Annotated in this window: 17 protein-coding genes; 12 read left to right on the forward strand and 5 right to left on the reverse strand. The window is 44.5% G+C overall.

Going from position 1 to position 24,595, the window contains the following annotated elements; all coding sequences use genetic code 11:
- Positions 1–22: 22 nt before the first annotated feature.
- The 3 genes from E4N69_RS04920 to cfpA all read right to left on the reverse strand — a co-directional run bounded on the left by E4N69_RS04920 (position 23) and on the right by cfpA (position 5,999).
- Positions 23–2,701, reverse strand: a complete 2,679-nt coding sequence (locus E4N69_RS04920) for a putative PEP-binding protein (RefSeq protein ID WP_253824688.1) — start codon at positions 2,699–2,701, stop codon at positions 23–25.
- 9 nt (positions 2,702–2,710) lie between these two features.
- Positions 2,711–3,736 carry a hypothetical protein gene (locus tag E4N69_RS04925; protein ID WP_162663279.1) on the reverse strand — a complete coding sequence of 342 codons (1,026 nt, stop codon included), beginning with the start codon at positions 3,734–3,736 and terminating at the stop codon, positions 2,711–2,713.
- Positions 3,737–3,944: 208 nt separating this feature from the next.
- Positions 3,945–5,999: a cytoplasmic filament protein CfpA gene (gene cfpA / locus E4N69_RS04930; protein WP_162663281.1), complete on the reverse strand. Its 2,055-nt coding sequence runs from the start codon at positions 5,997–5,999 to the stop codon at positions 3,945–3,947.
- 200 nt (positions 6,000–6,199) lie between these two features.
- Here cfpA and E4N69_RS04935 point away from each other — a divergent pair, with 200 nt between their 5' ends.
- Together E4N69_RS04935 and E4N69_RS04940 are read left to right on the forward strand one after the other, a co-directional pair.
- A complete protein-coding gene (locus E4N69_RS04935; protein ID WP_162663283.1) occupies positions 6,200–6,862 on the forward strand; it encodes a vWA domain-containing protein in 663 nt (220 codons plus the stop codon).
- Between the two features lie 32 nt (positions 6,863–6,894).
- Positions 6,895–8,328 (forward strand): pallilysin-related adhesin, encoded by a 1,434-nt coding sequence (locus E4N69_RS04940; RefSeq protein WP_253715463.1) that lies wholly within the window; start codon positions 6,895–6,897, stop codon positions 8,326–8,328.
- Between the two features lie 120 nt (positions 8,329–8,448).
- Here the strand turns inward: E4N69_RS04940 and E4N69_RS04945 are convergent, their stop codons facing one another.
- Entirely contained in the window at positions 8,449–9,657 is a 1,209-nt protein-coding gene (locus E4N69_RS04945; protein ID WP_162663287.1) for an acetyl-CoA C-acetyltransferase, read from the reverse strand.
- Between the two features lie 296 nt (positions 9,658–9,953).
- Here E4N69_RS04945 and E4N69_RS04950 point away from each other — a divergent pair, with 296 nt between their 5' ends.
- Positions 9,954–10,355, forward strand: coding sequence for a DUF1284 domain-containing protein (locus E4N69_RS04950; RefSeq protein WP_162663289.1), 402 nt, complete (start codon positions 9,954–9,956; stop codon positions 10,353–10,355).
- A 192-nt stretch (positions 10,356–10,547) separates the two neighbouring features.
- Complete coding sequence (gene metG / locus E4N69_RS04955) at positions 10,548–12,965, forward strand: methionine--tRNA ligase (RefSeq protein ID WP_253824689.1); 2,418 nt, start codon at positions 10,548–10,550, stop codon at positions 12,963–12,965.
- 326 nt (positions 12,966–13,291) lie between these two features.
- On the opposite strand, the gene E4N69_RS04960 is transcribed toward metG, so the two are convergent.
- Positions 13,292–14,407: an ABC transporter ATP-binding protein gene (locus E4N69_RS04960; protein WP_162663293.1), complete on the reverse strand. Its 1,116-nt coding sequence runs from the start codon at positions 14,405–14,407 to the stop codon at positions 13,292–13,294.
- 302 nt (positions 14,408–14,709) lie between these two features.
- Here E4N69_RS04960 and E4N69_RS04965 point away from each other — a divergent pair, with 302 nt between their 5' ends.
- From E4N69_RS04965 to E4N69_RS05000, 8 genes are all read left to right on the forward strand, one after another.
- A complete protein-coding gene (locus E4N69_RS04965; protein ID WP_253824690.1) occupies positions 14,710–16,662 on the forward strand; it encodes a hypothetical protein in 1,953 nt (650 codons plus the stop codon).
- A 1-nt stretch (position 16,663) separates the two neighbouring features.
- Positions 16,664–17,803, forward strand: coding sequence for a tRNA guanosine(34) transglycosylase Tgt (gene tgt / locus E4N69_RS04970; RefSeq protein WP_253824691.1), 1,140 nt, complete (start codon positions 16,664–16,666; stop codon positions 17,801–17,803).
- Positions 17,784–18,029: a cyclic pyranopterin monophosphate synthase MoaC gene (locus E4N69_RS04975; protein WP_253824692.1), complete on the forward strand. Its 246-nt coding sequence runs from the start codon at positions 17,784–17,786 to the stop codon at positions 18,027–18,029. The genes tgt and E4N69_RS04975 overlap by 20 nt, the downstream gene beginning before the upstream one ends.
- Before the next feature lie 247 nt (positions 18,030–18,276).
- A complete protein-coding gene (locus E4N69_RS04980) occupies positions 18,277–19,521 on the forward strand; it encodes an ABC transporter substrate-binding protein (protein ID WP_253824693.1) in 1,245 nt (414 codons plus the stop codon).
- Positions 19,522–19,549: 28 nt separating this feature from the next.
- Entirely contained in the window at positions 19,550–21,682 is a 2,133-nt protein-coding gene (locus E4N69_RS04985) for a methyl-accepting chemotaxis protein (RefSeq protein WP_253824694.1), read from the forward strand.
- Between the two features lie 262 nt (positions 21,683–21,944).
- Positions 21,945–22,949 (forward strand): TAXI family TRAP transporter solute-binding subunit, encoded by a 1,005-nt coding sequence (locus tag E4N69_RS04990; protein ID WP_162663303.1) that lies wholly within the window; start codon positions 21,945–21,947, stop codon positions 22,947–22,949.
- 12 nt (positions 22,950–22,961) lie between these two features.
- Positions 22,962–23,501 (forward strand): DUF1850 domain-containing protein, encoded by a 540-nt coding sequence (locus E4N69_RS04995; RefSeq protein ID WP_230978082.1) that lies wholly within the window; start codon positions 22,962–22,964, stop codon positions 23,499–23,501.
- A gap of 278 nt (positions 23,502–23,779) precedes the next feature.
- Positions 23,780–24,556 (forward strand): exodeoxyribonuclease III, encoded by a 777-nt coding sequence (locus tag E4N69_RS05000; RefSeq protein WP_253824695.1) that lies wholly within the window; start codon positions 23,780–23,782, stop codon positions 24,554–24,556.
- Positions 24,557–24,595: the final 39 nt, after the last annotated feature.

Consider the following 24,595-nt stretch of genomic DNA (forward strand, 5'->3'; position numbering starts at 1 on the left):
GTTCCGGATGCCCTTCCGGCTTTTACCTTGAAGCCTTCTTACGCAGGAGCTTGCGCCCTTCGTTTTCTGCCTTTTCCAATTCCGCCTGCGCAATTGACAGGAGTGCGATCGGCACCGAATAAGACGAACAGGAGACATAATTCAACCCGGCCTTCATACAGAAAGGAATATTTTCGGGGCGGGCGCCCTGTTCACCGCAGAGACCGAGTTTAATATCGGGACGGGTAAGCTTGCCGCGTTCAATCGCAATGCTGATAAGCTCTCGCACACACGGATCCAAAATCGCAAAGGGATTCCCGTTGATTAAGTCGTATAACGTATAATCCGGCATAAAGCTGTTAAAGTCGTCGCGGGAAAGACCGAGTGTTGTTTGAGTAAGGTCATTGGTACCAAATGAGAAGAACTCTGCATAACGGGCAATTTCTCCCGCCGATAACGCTGCGACCGGTAATTCGATCATCGTGCCGATTTTGAAATCTATCGGTTGTGCTTTAAACTGGGTGCGTATTTCCTGTTCAATTGTACGGATACCAAGATAAGTATGCCCTTCGATCTTCTTTCCATAAGCGATTTGTTTGAGCTCACGGAAGTTCATCACAATCGGAACCATGATTTCGACATGGGTCTCGACACCTTCCTTTTGCAGCTTATAGGCCGCTTCGAAAATGGCACGGACTTGCATTGCGTAAATTTCAGGATATGAGATTGCAATACGGCAGCCGCGGTGCCCTAACATGGGATTTACTTCTGCGCGGAGTGCAATCGCTTCGGATAAAGCCTTTTTACTGACGGTTTTCTTCTTGTCTGCTTTGAGATACTCGATAAATCCATCCAGTTCTGTGTCATTATGCGGTAAAAATTCGTGTAGCGGAGCATCCAGGAGACGGATAGTAACTTCGCGTCCGTTCATCACCTTGAAAATACCATAAAAGTCTTCCATTTGAACTTTTTGAAGCTTGTTTAAAACTTTAATGCGCTCTTCCGTCGTTTCAGCAAGGATCATCTCTCTAAACGTATTGATACGTTTTGCCTCAAAGAACATATGTTCTGTCCGACATAGTCCGATGCCTTCCGCTCCGAAGCTAATTGCAAGTGTAGCATCGCGGGGACTGTCGGCATTAGCGCGGACATGGAAATTTTGGATAAATGAGCGGGTAAGATCAATAAAATCAAGTAAGCCGGACGTTTTAGGATCAGGTTCGATTAGTTCTGCAGCACCGAAGTATACGGTCGATTCGCCGTAATAGGGTACTTGAAGCGTAATATAATCCCCTTCTTTAATAGTAATACCATTAATAATAGCTTTATTCGCCATAATTTTCATATCCGGACGGACTAATGAAATTTTTCCGTATTGACGTGAAACAACGGAAGCATGTGCCGAATATCCGCCTTCATTCGATAAAACGCCGGTAGAAACTTCAATAGCCTTTACGTCACCCGCATAGCTGGCAGGTACACAGAGAATACATCGAGTATCGGCACTCTGCAAACGCGCAATACGCTGTGCTTCAATTAGCGAATCGGCACTGAAATATACGCGTCCGACCGCAGCTCCCGGGGCGCCTGCAATACCGCCCTTTGAAGATTGGAGATTTTTGACGCTCGACATGTTGATAACCGGATGTAGTATTTCGTTTAGCTGACCGGGTTTGACATTCTTTACGACATATTCTGCATCAACAATTCCGCGATTGTGTAAATCGAGCAGAAAGTGTACTAATGCAATCGTGCTTTTTGCTTCAACGGCTCTTTGTTCGATAAGCCACAGTTTTCCTGCTTCGATCGTAAAACGGATTTCGCGAACATCTTTACTATGGTCTTCGAGCCGCCATGCAATCGCTTCCAATTGCTCAAGATATGCCGGCTTTATATCGTTGATGTCCTTTCCGACGGCGTCGACTTCATCGAATTTTTCTTGGAAGAACATTCCCTGTAATTTCTTTTCGCCGGTAACGATATTGCGGCTAAAGAATCTGCCTGAGAAAGATTCTTTGTCATAATTACCATACACCAATGGCTGAATCAATAACGCAACATCATTTTCATTGTCGGATTCGAGACTAAGTAGTGTGCTGATAAGCTGGATGGTTTGATTCAGCTGTACTTCTGCTGTGCTAAAAAATTCCTGCGGCAGGTATGGCTGGTACTTATCCATAACGGTAGCCCCGGATTCAACACGTTTTTCTTTTTTTAGTTCATTTCCTATTTTCTCCAGCTGCTCTTTATAGAGTGCTAGTTTTGCCCCATCCTCTTGTAATTCTGCAATTTTATGTAGGATTGAAAAGATTCCGCGCAGCAAGAACAGTACTTCGTGACTCGCAAAATCTTTTCCGACTTTTTCTTCAAAACCGCCGATTGTTGTCTTTGCTAATCCGAAGTTATGGAGCGTCGGATAGTTGGCAATAACGAGATTTGAAGAAATAACGAGTTTTAATAAAAGGGGATTTTCCGGATCGCCGAATTCTTTCCTTACCGCTTCACCCATTTTTTTTAAGAACGGTCGTAGTGTCGATAATACGTTCGCCTGTTGTAACGTTTGTGTAATGGTTGCATCCATAACAAGACCCGGTACGATAGGCAATCCAAGTTCCGAAAATTCATTCAGTTGGCGCCCGCGAATACCGAGGAGCGTTTTGTCAATATTACTTTTAAGTGTTTCTTTATTACTGAAAAAATGGATCGATTTAGACATATTCATAATAGACTCCTAGAAAAGGTTAAGAACGGTACTGGGTGAACCGCGCAAAAATGCTTCAAAACGCGGACTTGCGCCTTCTGCAAAATATTTTGACAATTTTGACAAGTCTTTAATCTCTTCGCCTGAAACGGCAAATTGGATACTACTGCCGTGTTTTACTTTTCCCCACTTAAACAGCGTATTGATATCGACAATCTGTTCGCCATCATAGAATACGATAACTCTATTATGCGGATAGCGTGCATTGTAGCTACGGATAATTCGCTTCCATGCTTCAACGTTCCCGTTATGAAACAGCTCGTTGGTAACAACAACCGAAATTTGTTGAGAAATTCTGGTTTTTCCTGATGGTACTTGTATTTGAGCGGAGGCTGCCGCTTGTTTTGCCTGTGCAATGTTTTTTGTCGTAGACTTTACTTTTGCAGTCGCCGAATCTTTTACCGTTTTTCGTTTTTGCCCTTTTGCCTGCTGTTTTTTTGCTTTAGGTGCAGTGAATACGAACGGACCGTTCAGAAGTTTTGTAGGGACTGACGGCTTTATACCGCTTAAAAGATCAAAAAATGCATTAAATACCATTTCTGCAACAGAATCTTCTATTCTACCTTTATCTTGCTTCCCGACGTAAATATTTAAGAGCTCATTTTTTTTCAACATTTCAAAGAGGGAAACATTTGCCGGATTCTTAGGGTTTATCACCAAAAAGCCTAAGTCAGGGTGATGGTAACCGATTACAACATCAACGCCTTTCCATTTTGCCATTTCTGTGATGATAGTTGTAGGTGTTGTAGTGATTTCTCGAATGTTTTTAGATATCGACTTATATCCCCACATATCGAGTAGTATAACAGATAAAAACGCCGGAATTTCTTCATTTATTAATTCTTTGTTTTCAAGTAATATACCAATTTCATCGGCAATATTTTTTTTAACATTGCTGGCATCCAGAAGCGATAAGGCATTCTGAATATGTGTTACAGAGGCATTAAAACCCTGCTTTGTAGCAAGCGGTACATAAAATCCTAATGAATCGAGCATTCACTTCTCCTTTGCGTAGCAAGGATGATTTAGAAGTATTATCAAAAACTTTCCTTGCATTTACTTTTAGACTTGCGGGAAACAATTCCTTGAGAGGTATTTAAACGACGCGGAATCCAAGTTCCCCCCTATGCATAAAAGCCCTCCGAAACGGGTGTTTCAGGGGGCTTTTATACTATAATCTTAACTTATTGCCATACGGTAAGCTTTACAGAGTTCTTACACCGGATTTGCGTCCCCGGCGTCCTTTACTTGCCGTACTATCAACAGCACCCGCTTTCTTTGTTTTGGATGCCCCTCTGCGGCTGCGAGTTGCGGCCGGTGTTCTGCTAACGGTTTCTGCGGCAGGCGCTTCCAAACTCGGAGTATTGTTCAGTGCATCCATAAATTGGGCGCGTCCATTCGGGGTTATCGCAGCAGGTTCATCATCTCCGCCTGAGCTGAATGTCTGTGCAATATCCGCACGAACCGTTGAGCGGCGGCGGCTGAATGAAGCAAATGCCTGATCCATAAAGCCTTTGGAAACGCCATGGAGGAATTCGTTTAAGACGTTTGCCATACCGTCAAGGGTTGCCTTCTTGCGTTTGATGGAAGTGATGTCTACATCCAGCAAGAGACCCGGCTGCATATGGAACGGGTTGATGAGGTAGTCGAACTTGTTGAATTCAGCCTCGAGGAAGGCGAGCCGTTCTTCCATAACACGGCGTTCAACAGGGTACTGATAGTCGTACATTTTCTTGAGCCGTTCACGCATGATTACAAGCTTCTTGCGCATCTTGTCTTTTTCGTAGACAAACGTGCGGTTCATTTTTTCAACTTCCGTTTCGGCTGCATTGACAAACGAAATTTCGTCCCAGACTTTTGCGATATCCTTGTAGGCGGGTTCACCCTTCGGAATTTTGTATTTTTTCTGGATGTGCTTTTCGTAGATTTTTGCCAAATCGCCGAAATCGGTGATACGTACCATGAACTTCGATTTGTCATATTGGGTCTGTAATACGTCCCATAGGTGCTCGACTTCAGTTTCGAATGAACGGATCATGACCTCATACGCTTTGCGCTCTTCAAGCAGCTGGGCATTGTCGTAGTAGCGTAAACGAATCTGGTAGCGTTCATCAGGAAGGTTTGCAACGTTCGTATCGTCATATTCGCGCAACAGCAGCTCGCGAGCATTTTTTAAGTTTTCAATGTACTGGTACCCCATTTTAGAGGTATCGAGAATTGAAGTTAACGAGTTGATTGCCGTATTGAAGCCGCGGTTACGGATGTTTTCGATATCGATGATGTGCTTGATATTCTCACGGATATTGAGTTGATCGAAGGTCTCCGGATCGATTTCCGCTCTTAAGTTTGCAATGCGTTCCATCAATTCCTTTGAAACTACCGAATAGCGTTTGCTTTCGGGGTTTTCAACGTCATCATCGGTAACATCGAGAACTTTTCCCATCTTCTTGAAGATGATTTCGCTGTCGGTCATTTCTTCTTTGCCTTCATCGATAAGCTCATCTTTTAATACTTCGATTTCTTTATCGATAAGGTTCATCAGATGGTTGGAGAGCAAATCTTTGATTAAGTATTCAACCGTTGCCTGATATTGGAAAATAGGGCTGATAAGTTCGGTGTCGAGGATATTGACTGAAAGTTTTACATCCGTTACCGTTTTGGGCTTAACGATGTTGTCTTTGAACGCACACTTTACAATCGAGTAAGCGTTCTCACCGCGAACAAAAGCACCGACGTCGGTTTTCTGGCGCAGAAGTGAATTGGTCAACGTTTCGAGATCATTGATTCCGCGCTGTACGTGTCCTTGCAGGTGTCCGTACATATTAACGATCGATTTTTCGATTTCACCGGTATTGAACTTATCGGCACCGCCGACTTCATCCAGCAGAGTTGCAATCTCTTTCGGAGTGTAGCGGTTCAGAACTTTCATTTCTTCCCTATCGATAAATCCACGGACTTTTTTGAGCATTTCGTCTTCTGCGGTTACCATATAGCGATTGAACATATTCTGATAGTTCTGGTTAAAGTAGTTGTACAACTTTTCTTTTAAACCACCCATTACATCCAATCTTTCCAGAACATCTTTGGGTAATTTCGTTGATAAGTGGTGCAATACTTTATTGGTCTCTTCTTCGATCAGCTGATTCACTTCTTTTTGCTGATCGCGATAATCCTGCGCCAACGAATTCCTTGAACCGACAGCACTGGGCTTTTCGGGATGGAATACATTTGGACTTTGAGGTAAATCTAAACTTGCCATCTTACTGTCTCCTTATTGCAGTAGATTTATATCCGTAACGGATATATCAATACGGTTTTTATTATAAGGCTATTTTGCAAAATGTAAAGCCACTTGCCCCCTTTTTACTTTCTTTTTTTTATAATATTATGAATTATATCTAAAAACACGGTCTGTTTTTGGAAGTTTGTTATACAATATCTGTAATTAAGGGAGTTATTATGTTGAAAATCAAATCCATTCTCTTTATCATTTCTTTTTTTATTATTTCTTTTACAGCATTTGCCGGCGAAAGAACTATTCCCGTTGATGTTTTTTTGATGATTGATAAATCACAATCAATGAATGAACCCGGGAAATTCGACAGTTTGCATAAATGGGTACGCGATACGCTCGTTACCGAAATGTTAATACCTGATGATTGGGTTACTATCTGGGAATTTTATGAAAAACCGTATGAGCTACAAACATTAGTTATTAAGAATGAAAACGATCGTAATTCATTGATAAAAACAATCGACAATATTACCCCCAACGGTGCCTTTACCGATATCGGGCGTGCTCTTGATGCAATTCAAGATTCTTTGAATAAACGAGGAAAAAATAATCGGTATAAAATTTTATTATTAGTAACGGATCTTGAACAAGATGCTCCGTGGACATCAAAATACCGTGGAAAACAGGAATCGTTTAAAAGTCCGTATCTTGCAGAAGCGCGCATTATCAAACACGATAATTGGTACGAAATAACACTCGATATGGATATTCAGGATAAGGTCGTTAAAACGACAAAAGATCTCTATACAAATATTATTGATAATAGGGGAGTTCCTCGTAGTAACGATGATCAAAATAAAGTGCTTATTACCGAAGAAAAAAAATAAACCGAGGAATTTTAAAGTAAGGCGTTTTAAATATGAAGAAATTGTTTTATATGCTTTGTATTGTGGTGATCATCGTTATTATCGGAATATTGGCTTATCAGCGTATCGTTCACCAACGGACTCAGGTGATACCACAGAATGCTCAAACAATTATTCCTACTGCGCCGCAATTGCAGCAGCAAGAGGTTTCAAGTTCGGAAGTAATACCTGAAAATATACAATCGGGTATTACGCTGCTCAGTGATGAGGTTCTTGTCGAAGATATACAAGCGGATTTGAATGGTGATAATAAGGAAGATAAAATTATTGCAGCCAAAAAATTATCCGATCAATTCATCTATCTTTTCATATTTTTACAGGATAGTGAAGCGCAAACTTTTACAAGAGCCGTAGAAATAAAAACGGAAGCAACACATGCAAAAACGCTCTCTGTTTATACATTAATGGTACAAGAATATACGTATCCCGTTATAGTATATAATGGAATGAATGCCGATAGTATGCAGGTTTTCGGTATGTATAGGTTGGGGATAGATGAGGATAAAATAATCAGTATCTATTCTTTAGCCGACATACAAGCGGACGGTCAAATTATACTGAAAAACGAACAGGATAATTCGATCTCCGATTATACGATATCTGCATATTATTCCGATAAAGATGCTCCAAATACACTTAACCAAATAGAAAAGCAATATACATGGAATGCAAAAAAAGAATTTTTTGTGCAAACAAAAGAAACAAAAATTCCCGGAAAAAAAATTGAAAGTCAATTTCTTCAAAAATTTCAAACGGGGGATAGTAATTCTTTTCAAGAATTTCTTGACGGATTATGGTATCAACCAAGTGCAAAAAGAGATCAAAACCGGAGTATCTTTTTTAACCGGTCCGAAAACGAAATTATTTTTTCTGTCAATAATATTCAGGAACTCTTTACTATCGATTCTATAACACCGCGCAGATTCGGTATTTATTTTTCTACAAAAAATGCTTCTATTTCGAGTATTCATCGGCGCATCAGTATTGAATTACTTGGAATTGACGAAGTGCATATAAGAGTCATTGATGATATTGCGCGTTTAAAAATCGGCGTCGCATCAAACTGGGACGGATCATACCGAAAAATAAGTAATACTGTTCGCGAAGTACAAAGCAGTATCACGTTTGACAATATAAAAAAAATATTGACTGCAGATGAAAAAATATGGACAAGTGCAGAAGGATATTCTTTATATTTTTCGGATAATTCATATCGGTTCTTGCAAGATACGGCGGAGAATTCGGGATGGTATACGATTTTACAGATAAAAGGCAATACTGTTTTACAGCTTAAAGATACCGAAAATAATGAACGTTTTTTTAATCTTATACTTGATAATGCCGGTAAACGATTAAGCTTAATAGAAGTTTCCGTTACATTGAGCGGTATTATACCGATTGGAAGTTCGCCGCTTATATTTAAATAAACCTTTGTTGAAATATACCATAACATAAACATATCCGCGAAGCAAAGTGTATAAAAAAACTTCGCCTCGCGGAATACCGCGACTTAACTTTGACTGTTATGGCTGCGGATGTTTTTGATTTTATCGTTTTACAATAACGGCCGTTCCTTGCCCTCCTCCGATGCATAAAGAAGCAAGTCCGATCTTTTTATCCGTTTTGATCATTTCGTGGAGAAGAGTTACTAAAATGCGGTTACCCGAAGCACCAACCGGATGGCCGAGCGCAATAGCGCCGCCGTTGACGTTCGTTCGCTTTAACAGTGCATCGCGATCGACTCCATGCTCGCGTACCAGTTCATGGATAACGCCTAAAGACTGAGCGGCAAATGCTTCGTTCAATTCAATCAGTTCCATATCGGAGAGTTTCAGCGATGCATAGTTTAATGCATTACGGATTGCCGGAACGGGACCTAATCCCATTACGAGCGGGTCGACACCGCCTTGCCCGATGCCGATAATTTCCGCAATAGGTTTGAGGTTATATTTCTTTACGGCTGCTTCACTTGCAACCAGCACAAAGGAAGCCCCATCATTTATGCCCGATGCATTGCCTGCTGTAACAGTACCGTCGCTTTTAAAAGCAGGTTTCAGCTTGGCAAGTTTTTCGAGGTCGGTGGTACGATTGGGATATTCGTCGGTATCGAAAACAGTATCGCCTTTTTTTGAATGGATAGTAATCGGAACGATTTCGTTTTTAAATTTACCTGCATCGATAGCGGCAATCGCTTTTTGCTGGGAGGCGAATGCAAATTCATCCTGCTGCGCTCTGGTAATATTAAATTTTGCGGCGATATTTTCAGCCGTAATTCCCATGTGGATATTTGCACGGGCATCCGTTAAGGCGTCATAAATCATGTGATCGACCGCCTGCCAGTTTCCCATCTTATTTCCGCTGCGGGTATTTGCGGGTACGAGATACGGTGCGAGTGACATCGATTCTACGCCGCCTGCAAGAACAATGTCGTTAAAACCTGCTTGGATGGACATCACTGCTTCCATAACGGATCGCAAACCGGATCCGCATACCATGTTGACTGAGTGAGCACACACCGTTTCGGGAATGCCGGCTTCCAATGCGATGGTTCGGGCGATATTTTGACCGAGTCCGGCGCCGAGTACGTTACCGCAAATAAGCTCCGAAACTTGGTCGGGCTTTACCTTTGCCTCTTCCAGCACCGCTTTTACTACCGTTGAACCCATGTCCTTAGGCGGAACGGTAGACAGGCCTCCGAGAAACTTACCGATAGCAGTGCGCTTTGCACTGATGATGTACGATTTTGATACAGCCATTTTTGACCTCCTAGAAATACGGGAATATGTTCACGTTAAAGAAAATTTCTAAAAACTTCGATCTATGAAGTAATTTAGAGATATCCTTTAATCAAGATTCCCCTACAGTTTCTATCATATCACGCTTAAAACAATCTGACTATATTAGGCGATCGGGGTAAATGCATCAAGCGGTTTTTTATCAGGCTGCAGAATAATTGGAAATGAGATTTTCTTGCATTACGATTTTTCCTTTGGTATAATTCGGAATAATTCAGAACGAACTTCTAAAATACACACTGTAAGGAATTCTCTCAATGGAAACACTCAGTCTGCGTCCGCACCATCTGTTATGTACTCGTGCATTTAAAGGCAACGGCTATTCTCCTGTATTTGTCGAAAATATGCAGCGTGTTATCGATTTGTTAAAAAACGGCTGCTATATTACCTTAGTGACAGGCGTTGATGCCATTTGCGACCCATGTCCCGAAAGAGTCGGAAATCACTGCCGCTCGGAAGTAAAAGTAACGGGCTTTGATGAGGCTGTCCTATCGCAGCTTGGATTGGAAAGAAAAACCTATGCTTATACCGAAATAGAAGAGATACTTACAGCCCGATTAACCGAATCCGTATACGAGTGCATTTGCCGCGGCTGTGAATGGAAGCAAACCGGCATCTGCTGCTATGTCGATGTAAAACGCTCTTTATTCACAAAATAAAATAAGAGGTCGTGCCAGTTGAGCATTTATTTCAGTAGCGGCACGGATGCCGCTGGTTATATCAGAAGCGATGTTTCGGCAACGTCGAAACTCGCAGCCAAAAGTGTACAAGGATGTACACTTTTGGCGTAGATGCGCCGTATATTTTCAAAAGATTGACTGATTTTGTCCCGAACACTATAATAGCCGGATATGAAACGAAAATTGATAACTTCAGCTCTCCCTTATGTGAATAATATCCCGCACCTCGGGAATTTAATCCAAGTTTTGTCCGCCGATGTCTTTGCACGTTTTTGCAGACTCCGCGGATATACAAGCTTATATGTATGCGGTACCGACGAATACGGTACGGCGACCGAAACAAAAGCCCTCGAAGAAGGGAAAACGCCGCGTGAATTGTGCGATTACTACCATGCGATCCACCGCGATATTTATCATTGGTTCAATATTGCATTTGATTACTTCGGACGCACCTCCACACCTCAGCAGACCGAAATCGTGCAGGGGCTTTTTAAAGATATTGATAAAAACGGTTTTATAAAAGAACATGCCATAGAACAGCTCTACTGTGCACACTGTAACCGCTTTTTGGCAGACCGCTATGTACGTGGTACCTGTCCCCACTGCGGCTACGAAGATGCGCGTGGCGATCAGTGTGAAGCCTGCGGCAAGCTGCTGGAACCGACCGAGCTGAAAGCTCCCCGCTGTTCAACCTGCGGTGCTACTCCGGAGCCGCGCAGTACCAAGCACCTCTACATCGACTTGCCGGGCATCGTGCCGCAGTATGAACCATGGATGCAAAAGGCAAGCGTAGAAGGGCAGTGGAGCAACAATGCCGTGCAGATGACCAAAGGCTGGCTGCGCGACGGTTTACAGGAACGCGCTATCACCCGCGACCTTAAATGGGGCATCCCCGTCCCGAAAGCGGGCTTTGAAGATAAGGTGTTCTACGTTTGGTTCGATGCCCCGATCGGGTATATCTCAATTACAAAATGCTTTACCGATTTAACCGGAGCCGATTGGAAAAACTGGTGGCTTGAGCAAAACGACATCGAGCTGTTTCAGTTCATCGGAAAAGACAATATCCCCTTCCATACGGTGATTTTTCCCAGCTCGCTCATTGCGTCGGGAAAGGATTGGGTAAAGCTCCATCATATTTCAAGCAGCGAGTACCTCAACTATGAGTCCGGCAAGTTTTCCAAATCGAAGGGAATCGGTGTGTTTGGCTCCGATGCCAAGGATTCGGGGATTCCGGCGGATATGTGGCGTTTCTACATCTTCTATAACCGCCCTGAAAAGAACGATGCCCTGTTTACGTGGAAGGATTTTCAGGAGCGTGTAAACAGCGAGCTGGTCGGGAACCTGTGTAATCTGATAAACCGGACGCTCACCTTTGTGTCGCGCTATTATGACGGCGTTATCCCGCAGCGGGATGGGATGGCTTCCGCCCGTGAGGATGTCCGCGCGGTTACGGAAGGCTTGCGCGCTGCAGCAAAGTACAGTATTGAAAAAATCACCGCACTGCTTGAAGAAGCGGAGCTGCGCGATGCCTTCCACGAGCTGTTTGCACTTTCCTCCGTTGCCAACAAAGCGTTCCAAGACGGAGAGCCGTGGAAAAACCGCGAGGCTGATCCCGAAAAAGCGGAGGCGCTTCTCTTTGAACTGTGCTATTTAATCAAGGATTTGCTGATATTGATGCACCCGTATATGCCGGAATACGCCGATGCGGTTGCTTCGTTCTTAGGTATTAAGATATGGTCGGGCAATGTCTTTGACTGGGAACATCCCGTGCAGCCCCGTCCCGAAAATGTCCTTGCGTGGGACAATCTCTTAGAGCGGCGTGGTTTGGAGCGGGTACAAAAGCCTGCAATCATCTTTAAAACGCTGGAAAACGATGCGATTGCAGCGTATCGTGAACGCTATGCAGGAAGTCAGAAAGAACGTGCCGCGCAAGCCGGAAAACGGGCTGCGGGAAAGCAAGCAGGCGGAGAACAGGGCGGAAAAAAACAGCAGAATGCAGGAGGCAAAAATACCTCCGGAAATGCCGCTCAAAAATCGCCGGAAAAGCAGAAAGCCAAGCCGGATTGGGCGGATATTCCTCCCGAAAAGCTGTTTACCGATTATATTTCGTTAAAAACCGCGAAAATCATTTCTGTGGAAAAACATCCCGATGCGGATAAGCTCTTTGTGGAAACCATTGACGACGGCTCGGAAAGCGGGCGGATTATCCTTTCCGGCTTAGCGCCGTATTTTGCGCCGGAAGAGCTGGTTGGCGCCGATATTATCCTCGCAGAAAACTTAAAGCCGCGGAAAATGCGCGGAATTGAATCGAAGGGAATGCTCTTAGCGTCCCATTATACCGATGCGGACGGAACCGAGCGGGTTGAACTGGTTGGTATGCCCGGTGCGGCTGCCGGTACACCGGTAACACTGGAAGGTGCCGAAGCAGCTACGCCGCCGGTACAAAAACCGCAAGCCATCGATGCGGAACTGTTCTTTGCGGTGCCCTTTACGGTAGAAGATTTCCGCGTATGCGCCGCCGGAAAACAGCTGTTGGTAAACGGCAAACCGCTCGTAATGAAGCACGTTAAATCCGGGACGGTACAGTAAGCAGTAAGGGCGGGAAAGACAAAGACACTTTTTTCGGATGAAAGTGGTCTTTCCTGTCCTTCGCCCCTTTCTACCTTCAGAATATTCGGTGGTGTCTCAAAATCCGATTACTTTTTTGACATCCCCGCAAGTTTAAGATTAGAGCCGTTATCTTGTAACGCCTTAAATTGGAACATCTCAAATACGTCTACGGAAAACCTCTAAAAACCGATTCGTAATCCACGTTAGCGGATACGATAATTATTCCTTTTAGAACAAACCGATAGGCTTGCAGTTTTTAGAGGTCCCTTGTTCAATAAACCGGATAAATATGCCTGTGCAGTTCTTTATTGCTTTTGAACATCTTCACAGATATTTGCTTCCGTTTCGTTATCGAAGAAACGTGCTTTTTCCATATTAGGAACAAAGTGAAGCGATTCTCCGATGCCTGCTTCGACGGTATTGAATGTACGGGCGATGACCTGCTGGTTTTTTGAGGCCAGATAGAGGTGTGTTTCTGCTCCGAGCGGTTCTTTAACGGTTATCTTGAGTGTCATGCTATTTTTAGCGTTATCGCTTTCGGCAACAAGCTGTAAATCTTCCGGTCGAATACCGAAGAATACGTTTTTACCGATATACTTCTTTAAGTGTTTTTGCTGATCTTCGGTAGGTTGTAAGACGAAGGTACCTTCATCGATAGCAATGCTGCCATTTTTTTCTATTACTTTAACATTTAAGAAATTCATAGGCGGCGAACCGATAAATCCTGCTACGAATTTATTTACGGGATGATTGTAGAGGTAGAGCGGAGAGCCAATTTGCTGTACCTTTCCATCTTTCATAACAACGATTTTATCTCCCATTGTCATCGCTTCAACCTGATCATGCGTAACGTAGATCATTGTGGCTTTTAAACGGTTATGCAAGTCGGAAATTTCGGCGCGCATTTGGACGCGGAGCTTTGCATCGAGGTTGGAAAGCGGTTCGTCAAATAAGAATACTTTTGGGTTACGGACAATAGCACGTCCTACCGCAACACGCTGACGCTGCCCGCCCGAAAGAGCCTTAGGTTTACGGTCAAGAAGCTTTTCAATGTCGAGAATACGGGCAGCTTCATGCACGCGGCGTTCAATTTCTTGTTTATCAACTTTACGTATCTTCAATCCGAATGCCATATTGTCATAGACAGTCATGTGCGGATACAGCGCATAGTTTTGGAAAACCATTGCGATGTTGCGGTCTTTGGGTGGAATATCGTTCATACGTTCACCGTCTATGTACAGGTCACCTTCACTGATTTCTTCAAGCCCTGCTATCATGCGGAGTGTTGTCGATTTACCGCAGCCGGACGGTCCGACGAATACAACAAATTCTTGATCTTCAATAACGATATTGGCATTTTCTACTGCACGGACATTTCCATCGTAAATTTTGCCGATACCTTTCAATTCAACTTTTGCCATTACGGCCTCCTAAAAATTATCCTATACAGACAGTATATCGTCAAATTCCGCATCTGTCAAACAAAAATATATCTGGTGTCAGGGCAGCAAAAGGATATCCGCCGATAGAAAATATCATTTTTAACTTTCATATCTCTTACGAAAACCCACAGCAATAGTGATTTCCGTAGAATGAACTATGGAGGGGCTGTTTTTACAGGCGAGATACTTAATATGTAATATTGCAATATGGGGAGTAATGCTTAAAGAATTTCTTTCAAATCCGATAGCCGAATAAAATGTAATAAGATACAATAGAGCCTATGCTTGAAAGTGTAAGTCCGATAATACTACATCAGATAAACGGAGCGGCGTATTGCTGTCTTGCTTCGGGGATGGAGCCGCGTGCTTTTGCGCATTCGGCTGTTACCGATTATCTTCACGACGCCTGTTTGCGTATTGCGCCTGACGGGACGGTGCAGGAGTTTTATCTTAACGAGACCGTTACATTTTTTAATACGGAAAAAGGACGGGAAGAGGTTGGGATTGTGCTGCCGCTGCGGGAAGCGCAACCGCTTATCGGTTTGGCTTGTCTCGATACGGATGCTGCTGCCGGTGCATTCTGCGATCCGCAGGCGCTTTTTCGTGCAGAGGCTGTATTACGAAAGTTATACCGGCTTTTTTCTTACCTTATCGCAGCGTATAAGCAAGGCGCAGTAAGCGAAGCTTTTTTCCGAGCTGCGGTGTCCGTTCCCTTGTGTTTGCTGGCGGAGGGAGGAATAGACGGTGGCGCTCAAGACCTTATCGTACTTCCGCCTCGATTAGTACTTCGCTGCGTTACTGCCGAAACCGCGGCGGCGCTCCGCTTCCATTATCCGTGGGTACATCCTGATGCGGAACGAGTGCCGCTTGACGATGCTGCGGCTCTTTTTTTCTTGGCAACGCTCAGCTATGCCTGCATCACCGGAGCGCCGCCTTTTAACAGCGCTGCCGTCCCGTTTGCAGCGGTAGACACTGCTGAGGCTTGCGATATCGGCGCGGCGGAACGGTTGGTGCAGAATATACGGGACGGCGTGTATGTGCCGGTTGAACTCCGCTGTCCGGCGATGTGTTCACAGTTTGCGCGGCTTATTGATGACGGGTTATCGGCAGCTGCGGGGCAGGGGAGTGCTAAAACTACAGGACAGCTTGGTAGTGTCAAATCCGCCGGACATAAGAGCATCGGTCTTGAAAAAACTGCGGACGGCGATATAATGCCTAACCGCCGCGCCGCGCTGCTGCTTGTGGAACAGCTCTGCAGTCATTGTGATGAATCGTTGCCGCTTTTCACCGGTATACAGGCGGACGAAGTACCGGCGCAGCATCTGGATGCGCAGAAGGTATGTGCGCAGGAGCAAGCGGCGCTAACCGAAGAGGCTGAGGTACAGGCAGCTGAGGATTCAGCGCAACGGGCGGCGCTTGAGGCTTTTATTCAAACAGCGAGGAAACGCATTAGCCGCAAGCGCTTTGTTAGACGGAATTCCGGCAAAATTGCGGCAGCGGCGGTACTGTGTGCCGCGCTTATTGCCGTAACGGCAGCGGTGGTAGTGCATCTCCGTAAACCGCCTGAAACGGCAGGTATGTCAGCGGAAGCGGTGATACGCGGTTTTTATACCGCCGTCGGAACACTCGATCAAACGATAACCGGCGCCTATACCAAAAATAAAGCAGCAGCCTTATACGATGGACTGATGGTGCATTTGTATGTAACCGGTAAAACACGCGAGGCCTACGAGCGCAAAAAGATTTATTACACGCCTCAGGAGTTTTTCACTCTCTGTGAATCTGCGCGGAGTGTCCATGCCGTACCCGCTGTCGATGATGAGCTCATTCGCTATAAAAAAGCGGTGATCAAATTGCTGGGCGGAGGTTCCGTCTACGGTATTTCCGGCTTAGAGATTGTTCCCGCTGTCCAGACCGGCTGGTTTGACGTGATGTTTTATCACTGGCTGCCGATTTTTTCATCGGAAGAAGCTGATGCAGCGGCAAAGGCTATGGAAAAAGCTCTTGAAGCTCCTGTAAGCGCGTCCAATACGGAGTTTTCGGAGCGGAGCGCTTTTCCCGTACAGGTACTCTATAAGCATGACAGGGTACAGGTCATATCGGTTAAGGGCAGCTTTTTTATTGGGGCAATCGAATCGGCGGAAAGTACGGTTGCCGCCGGTTCCAGTGATGCACTGCTCGAAGATTGTGCGTTACCGCCTGCGGACAGGCCGGCCTATTTAAAAGGATTGTAATATGAGAGAACGGAAAAATATCTATACGCTTTTACATCAGGATGCGGGTTCAGCTGCTCGCACGGGAGTGATACGCCTGCCTCACGGTACGGTGCAAACCCCCGCCTTTATGCCGGTGGGAACGGCCGCGACGGTAAAAGGCATCACCAAGGATGATTTACACGAAATAGGCTTCGAAATCATTCTAGCGAATACCTATCACCTCTTTTTGCGGCCGGGTATGGACGTTATCAAGCAGGCGGGCGGGCTGCACGGATTTTCCGGTTGGAATAAAAACTTTTTGACGGATTCGGGCGGATTTCAGGTATTCTCGCTGTCTCAGTTGCGGAAAATCAAGGAAGAAGGGGTAACGTTTCAGAGTCATATCGACGGGAGCAGGCAGTTTTTAAGCCCCGAAATCGCGGTGCAGGTGCAGGCCGCCTTTAACAGCGACATTCAAATGCAGCTCGATATCTGTTCCCCCTACGGCATTCCCAAAAAGGAAACCGAAAAAGCGCTGACGCTCACAACTGCGTGGATGCATCGGGCGGTGCGGGAATGGGATCAAACGGAAGGGTACGAGGGAAGTCTTTTCCCGATTATACAAGGCGGTTTTTTTGAAGATCTCCGTATCAGAAGTATCGAATCGATTATGGAATGTGATCCGCACGGTATCGCAATCGGCGGCCTTTCCGTCGGCGAGCCTGAGGAGGTATACAAGGAATTTTTAGCCTTTACCGCCGCGCATGTTCCCAAACATAAACCACTCTATGTGATGGGCATCGGCACCCCCGATTATATTTTAGAGGCGGTAAAGAACGGCGTCGATATTTTTGACTGCGTGCTTCCGTCGCGGAATGCACGGAACGGAAACTTGTTTACCCGTACCGGTCCCATCTCAATTAAAAAGAAAGAATATGAATACGATTTCGGCCCGATCGATCCGAGCTGCTCCTGCAAGGTATGCCGGAATTACAGCCGCGCGTATCTGCGGCACCTGTTCCGCTGTAAGGAGATTCTGTATTCAATGCTTGCAACCTATCACAACTTAGCATTCCTCCATCGAATGGTTGCCGAAATCAGGGAGTCAATCACCGAAGATCGTTTTTCGGAATACTACCGCCGCTTCCTGAAAGATTATTATGGAAAGAAAACAACTTAATCACTTTAACTCCTCCGGTAAAGCCGTGATGGTGGATGTCGCCGGTAAGGATGAGACAAAAAGAATAGCGGTTACGCACGGCTTTATCAGTATGAATGCGGAGGCCTTTCTTGCGGTGCGCGAAGGCAGCGTCAAAAAAGGCGATGTGCTGGGAATTGCGCGGGTTGCCGGAATTATGGCGGTAAAAAAGACGCCGGAGCTTATCCCCCTCTGCCATACGCTGTAGGTTACGAGCGCCGGTATTGACTTTCCATGAAATGAATCATTTTCCAATTGTTATATTTTACCGCTTATGTTAAAATACTTAGATTGATCAGAGAGTTTGTTAAAGTTTTCTGTGTAAGAACATCCCTTGCTGGGGTAATTTTAAAATACAATACCAAGGTGTTATAATGATTAAAATTTTTCACGGTTTATTGCAAAGAAGTTTGTTCGTGCCATTTGTGTTATCTGTTGTTTTGTGTATGGGCTGTATGAATGCTAAAAAAGCCGATGTCGCTGCGGATATTGAATTTTGGTCGTTTCCCAATTTTACCTCCGATACCGGTGTCGAAGGTGATTTTGAAAAGAGTTTAATCGCGGCGTTTGAAAAAGAGAATCCTTCTATTAAAGTACATTTTACATTGATAAGTTTTACCGATGGAGCGGAAAAGATTGAAAAAGCCATAGCGGAAGGCAATGCTCCCGACATTATCTATGACGCCCCCGGTCGCATCATCGGTTGGGCAGGGAATGGCTTGCTTGAACCGCTGGATGATGTGCTCGCGACTGAAAAACCGTATATCACGACGGAGCTTTTAACGGTGTCTGCCGGTAAGGATAGGCGCACCTATATGTACCCCATGCATGAAGGTGCTTTTTCGATGGCGTTTAATAAAGAAATGCTTGAAGACCTTGGCCTTATCAATTTATTGCCGTATAAGCGGAGAGACCGCCAGTGGACGGTTGAAGAGTATGAAAGGCTTTTAACAGCCCTTAAAGAGAAGCTTCCTGCAGGAACCGTCCCGGGCGTTTTCTATTATAAAAATATGGGTGGCGACCAAGGTACCAGAGCTTTTTTGGTCAACCTTTACGGAAATGCAAATCTGTTAAATGGAGATTATTCAAGTTACATTTATAATTCCACCCAAGCGGTACGGAATGTAGACTGGACGGTACGTGCAATGAAACGGGGGCTCTTGCTCGACGGAAAGGATCTTACTTCAAATGATGCGATTGCAATGTTCGTTTCCGCTAAAGCCGCTCACACTATCTTGTATTCTCCTCAACTTAATAAAATGAATAACGGTAAACGGCGGTATAAAGGAAAAGATTTTACGCCGATCTATATGCCGTTTCCGAATAATGCCGACGCTCCGCTCCTTGAGTTTTTGGCGGGCGGTGCTTGTGTCTTTAACAACGGCAATGCAAATAAAATAAAGGCCGCAAAGAAATTCCTACATTTTGCCGCAACCGACGAAGTGTGGGCGCCTAAGCTTATAAACGCAACCGGCGGTTTTCCTGCAAGCTCTAAAATTCAGATAGAAACTGAGGATGCCGAAATACTGTATAATTCGGTGCTTCAACGGTTCTTTGGTCAGTATTACAATAATATTACCGGTTTCGGTCAGATGCGCGGATACTGGAATACGCTTTTAAAAGAAGTCGCCTCGGGGAATGATATTCAAGCTGCACTGAATCGCTTTGTGCAGAATTCCAACGCTGCGTTGAAAGAATAGAACATCTTTAAAAACTTTACAGGGGAATATGATGATACATACAGTTTCACATAAGCAAAAAGAAACGAGTTTTTTTTCCATTAGAAATAAGATGATTACATCCTTTGCCGTATTTGCCGTCTCCATTTTAACAATTGTTTATATTGTTGCGATATACTTTGCTTCCGTTTCGCTTTTGAATAATACCGAATACTTCTTAAAAGAACTCGTAAAAAGTTCGTCAAAAGTTTTAGACGAACGTTCTCAGGCCTTGTTCGGAAAGTTGGAAGCGTTTTCAAACCTGCCGTTTATTCAAGACGACACCGTATCGTATCAAGAAAAAATAGAATTATTTAAAAATGAGATACAAATGCAAAAACAGCGCGGCTGGCTCAGTTTCGGTATAAGCGGACTTGACGGTATGTTGTACCGAACGGATAATACGGTTGAAAAAGTCGCAAGCGCCGATTGGTTTCAATCGGCACGTAAAGGAAAGTATATTATTACAGAGCCTTCGCAGTCCGCTACCGATCGGAGATATATTTTTATCGTGGCGATTCCTATGAGGGACTTACAAGGGAAAATTATTGGCGTTATCAATGCGACGATTTTAGGTGATGCACTTTCAAATTTAATAAGCGATATTATTGTCGGCGAAACGGGTACTGCGTATTTGGTGAGTTCTTCCGGAACCGTTTTAGGCAACCGCCGCCCCGAAATTCTGTATAAGAGTATCTACAATGAAATAATCGGAAGCGATACGAGTGCATTTGCAAAATTCCTTAAACAGGCACTTGCTTCACATAAGTCTTCGGTTAATGTATCCGAAATAAAAGGAGTCGAGTATATATCCGCCGTCGCTTCGATGCGGTATGCGGATTGGACACTCCTATTAACAGCTCCCATCTCGGAGTTTATGGCGGAGAATGTGACAAACCTTATTAAGACATTTATCATCATTGCGTTATGCCAATTGATTATCGCCATCGCGTTAGGTGTTCTTATTGCGCGTAATATTACCCGTCCGATCAATCACGTGATAGCAGCACTGAAAAATATTGCGCAGGGAGAAGGAGACCTTACGATTGAGCTTCCTGCAAGTGGTAAGGACGAAACGAGCGTATTGTCATCGTATTTTAATCAGACGATTTTAAAACTAAAAAATTCAATTCAAAAAGTCGGGGCGGATTCCCGCGAAATGGAATCGGTCGGTTCTGATCTCGAAAGCAATATGATGTCGGTCAGCGAAGTGGTCTCAAATATTACTGCCGGTATTGAAGATCTGAAAAAGCGGTTTGTCGAACAGGAAGAAAGCGTATCCGGCACGGCTGCCGCTATCGAACATATCATCAAAACGCTAAGGGGGTTGGATGAAAGTATCGGACAGCAAGCAGCTATGATTACCGAATCCTCTACCTCTTTTGATAAGATGTCGCACAGTATCAACACCGTAGGGGAAAATGTCGTGGAAACCCGTGAGGCTATCCGGAATCTTTCTGCGGCTACCAATGACGGCAGGGAAACACTTGCTAAAGCGAATGAGGTGTCGCAACGGATATCGGACGCATCGGGTGATTTGATTGAAGCGGGTGCCGTAATAGAAAATATTGCAAGTCAAACGAACCTGCTTGCAATGAACGCTGCTATCGAAGCAGCCCATGCGGGAGAGGCGGGGAAAGGCTTTGCCGTCGTCGCTTCGGAAATAAGAAAACTTGCCGAAGAATCGAGCGCTCAGGGTAAAAAGATTTCCATAACGCTTAAAAATCTCTCCGCCGAGATCAAAGCGCTTGCGGATTCCGCATCGGGTGCCGTTGAAAAGTTTAATATCATTTCGGGATACTCAAAAGGTTTGAGCGGCTCCATCGAAGGAGTGGTTCAAGCGATGGACGAGCAGGAAGAAAACGGAAAAATCATCTGGGGTATTATCAACGATGTTACCGGCGTGACAAACGAGGTAAAAAGCGGTTCCGGCGATATGCTTGCCGACGGTGAGAAGGTCGTTTCAGCAACAAAGCGGCTGGACGATTTAACGCGTATCTTGCGGGAAAATATCGAGAACATCGCTTCTCAGACGGAGCTGATCAATGAAGCGGCACAAGAGTCTCTTGAAATTGCCGTAAAAAATAAGCAAAGTATAGACGGTCTTGTGTTGGAAGTAGGTAAGTTTAAAACCGAAAAATAAACACGATGAAAAAGTTTGCGTTGCAAACTCGATTATTTACGGATGCGCGTAACGCGCATGACTAAAAACTTTTTCGGATGTTGAAACATCCTGCAAAAGTTTTTATAGGAGATATGATAAAAGTACCGTCTGAAATGGCGCCGGTACTTTTTATCTCAAGTTTGCGTTGCAAACTCGATTATTTACGGATGCGCGTAACGCGCATGGCTAAAAACTTTTTCGGATGTTGAAACATCCTGCAAAAGTTTTTATAGGAGAAGGTATGAAAACAGTAAGAGTAACTTTCGGCCTGTTGTGTATGGTAGCATTGATTGTGCTGACAACGATAGGCTGTGAAAAGAAAGAAAGCGGAGAGAAATCCGAGCATCACCTTGATAGGACAAAAGAGTTCGTCACGGTTGCAACAGGCCCGACAAGCGGTATTTATTTTCCGATCGGCGGAGCTTTTGCCGAAGCCTTAAAATCGGCTGGGTATAATACCAGTTCACAAGCGACCGGCGCGTCAGCCGAAAATATTTCGATGATCTCCAAAGGAGAGGCTGAGCTTGCAATCGCAATGCAGGACTCCGTCATGCAAGCATATAAGGGCTTCGGCGCCTATGAAGGTAAAGCAAATCCTAAGCTGAGAGCATGTATGCGTTTGTGGCCGAATTACGTACAGCTCGTAACGCTGCGTAAATCCGGTATTAAAACCGTCGCAGACCTGAAGGGAAAACGTGTCGGTGTCGGTGCTGCAAACTCCGGTGTTGAGTTAAATGCCCGTATGATTTATGAAGCCTATGGGTTGACATACTCCGATAGCAAGGTTGACTATTTGTCTTACGGTGAAGCAATCGATCAAATGAAAAACGGTCAGTGCGATGCAGCTTTTGTTACCTCCGGTTTGCCGAATGGAACGATTATGGAGCTTGCTACCAGCTATGATATGGAAATTGTTCCTATTGATGGGGCAGGTAGAGATGCGCTGATTCAAAAGTATCCGTTTTTCTCGCAAACGATTATTCCGGCAAACACTTATAACAACACAACAGATGTAGATACTGTCTTTGTATATAACATCATGCTGGTAAACAGCGACCTTTCCGAGGATGTCGTGTACGATATGCTGACTGTTATCTTCGATAATATTTCGACGATTAAAGCATCGCACAATGCGGCAAATAAGCATATCGATTTGTCCTTCGGCGTAGAGGATGTAAAAATTCCACTGCATCCGGGCGCTGCAAAGTTCTGGCAGGAAAAAGGCTTTAAGACTCCACAGAATTAACGGATACGTTGGATGGAACGGCTTTTTGTTGTATTGCGGCTCATGCCTATGCGAACATCCTTGCATAAAGCGTGTCCGTTTATTTTTTTCGTATTGCTGCTGACAAGCTGTTCCTCCAGTGAGTCTGTCGAAATTTCAAATCAGGTAACGAAAGAACGATATTGTATACAGACAGTGCAGATAGGCGATGTTCTTTCGTTTGAGTGGGAACATTCGTTTGAACATATCTTGTGGAAAGAGTTTTATCGGGTAACCGATGAACATACGTTTAAACTTTTTACCATTGCCGTTCAAGGTTTCGGTGCCGGTATTCCGGCGGAGATGGACTGTACTTACCGATATGAGGACGGGTTTATCTATATGGAACATATAGAAGGCAGCGTGTTCAAAGAGTTTAATTGGATCCATTCGCAAAAGCATCTCAAAAATATCACGATAAATGATACCGTGCTCATACGGGGAGAAGAACTTCCCCAGCGGGCAAAAATACGGCTAAGCTTACAGAGACTTAGAAAGCCTTCCTATAACCAAAATAACAAAACGATTCTGTAATTTTGCAGGCTTTTTTGTTTTTAGATAGCTAAAATGAGGAGCGATGCCGTTGGAAATAACAAACAGCTTTGACTTATAGTCATGTGCCGTAAGTTGGTTTGCAATATTGCGCATAAAGGACGGTATCTTAAGCGGCGGAACCACGAATTTGTCAATAGCCTCTTTCCCCGTACTTATAATTTTTACTTCGTATCCGATATTTCGGAGTTTTTATTGTGTGAAATTCCGATGGAGAATACCTCATTGCATATTTTACGATTTTATGGCATATACCGATTATGACTTCAATTATTTCGTGGAACGTAAACGGCATCCGCGCCGCCCAAAAAAAAGGTTTTTTGGAATGGCTTTATATCGAAAGCCCCGACATACTCTGTTTACAGGAAACAAAGGCTCGGAAAGAGCAGCTGACTTCAGAATTGATCAACCCTGTTTGGAAAGAAGGCGTCTATAAAACATATTGGCAGGCGGCAAAAAAGCCCGGCTATTCGGGAACCGCCGTCTTCTGCAAAAAGGAACCGCTCAATATCCGCACGATGAACATTCCCGCCTTTGACGATGAGGGACGAGTGCTGGTAGCCGATTTTAAGACAGTATCGGTTATTTCCGCCTATTTTCCCAATTCCCAAGAAGGAGGAGCTCGGCTCGGCTATAAGCTCGATTTTTGTGCTGCGATGCTTGAGTTTTGTAATGCACTGCAAAAAGAAGGTCGGCATATCGTACTCTGCGGGGACTACAATATTGCGCATAACCCCATAGATCTTGCCAATCCAAAAGCAAACGAGCAAAATCCCGGCTATCTACCCGAAGAGCGGGCATGGATGGATACCTTTACGCAGGCGGGATACACCGACACCTTCCGGCATTTTTGTGCGGAACCTCATCAATATACCTGGTGGAGCTACCGTTTCCATGCCCGCGAGAAAAATATCGGGTGGAGAATAGACTATCACTGTGTAGACAACGCCTTTTTACCGAATATTTGCGAATCATCAATTAAAGCCGATGTATTGGGTTCCGACCATTGCCCCATCAAGTTGGTCTATAAGGAATAATGCGGCAGGCTATGTTTGCGGTATCGTGTACAATGCTTG

This window comes from Treponema sp. OMZ 906, assembly GCF_024181185.1.
In the GTDB taxonomy this organism is placed as follows: Bacteria; Spirochaetota; Spirochaetia; order Treponematales; family Treponemataceae; genus Treponema.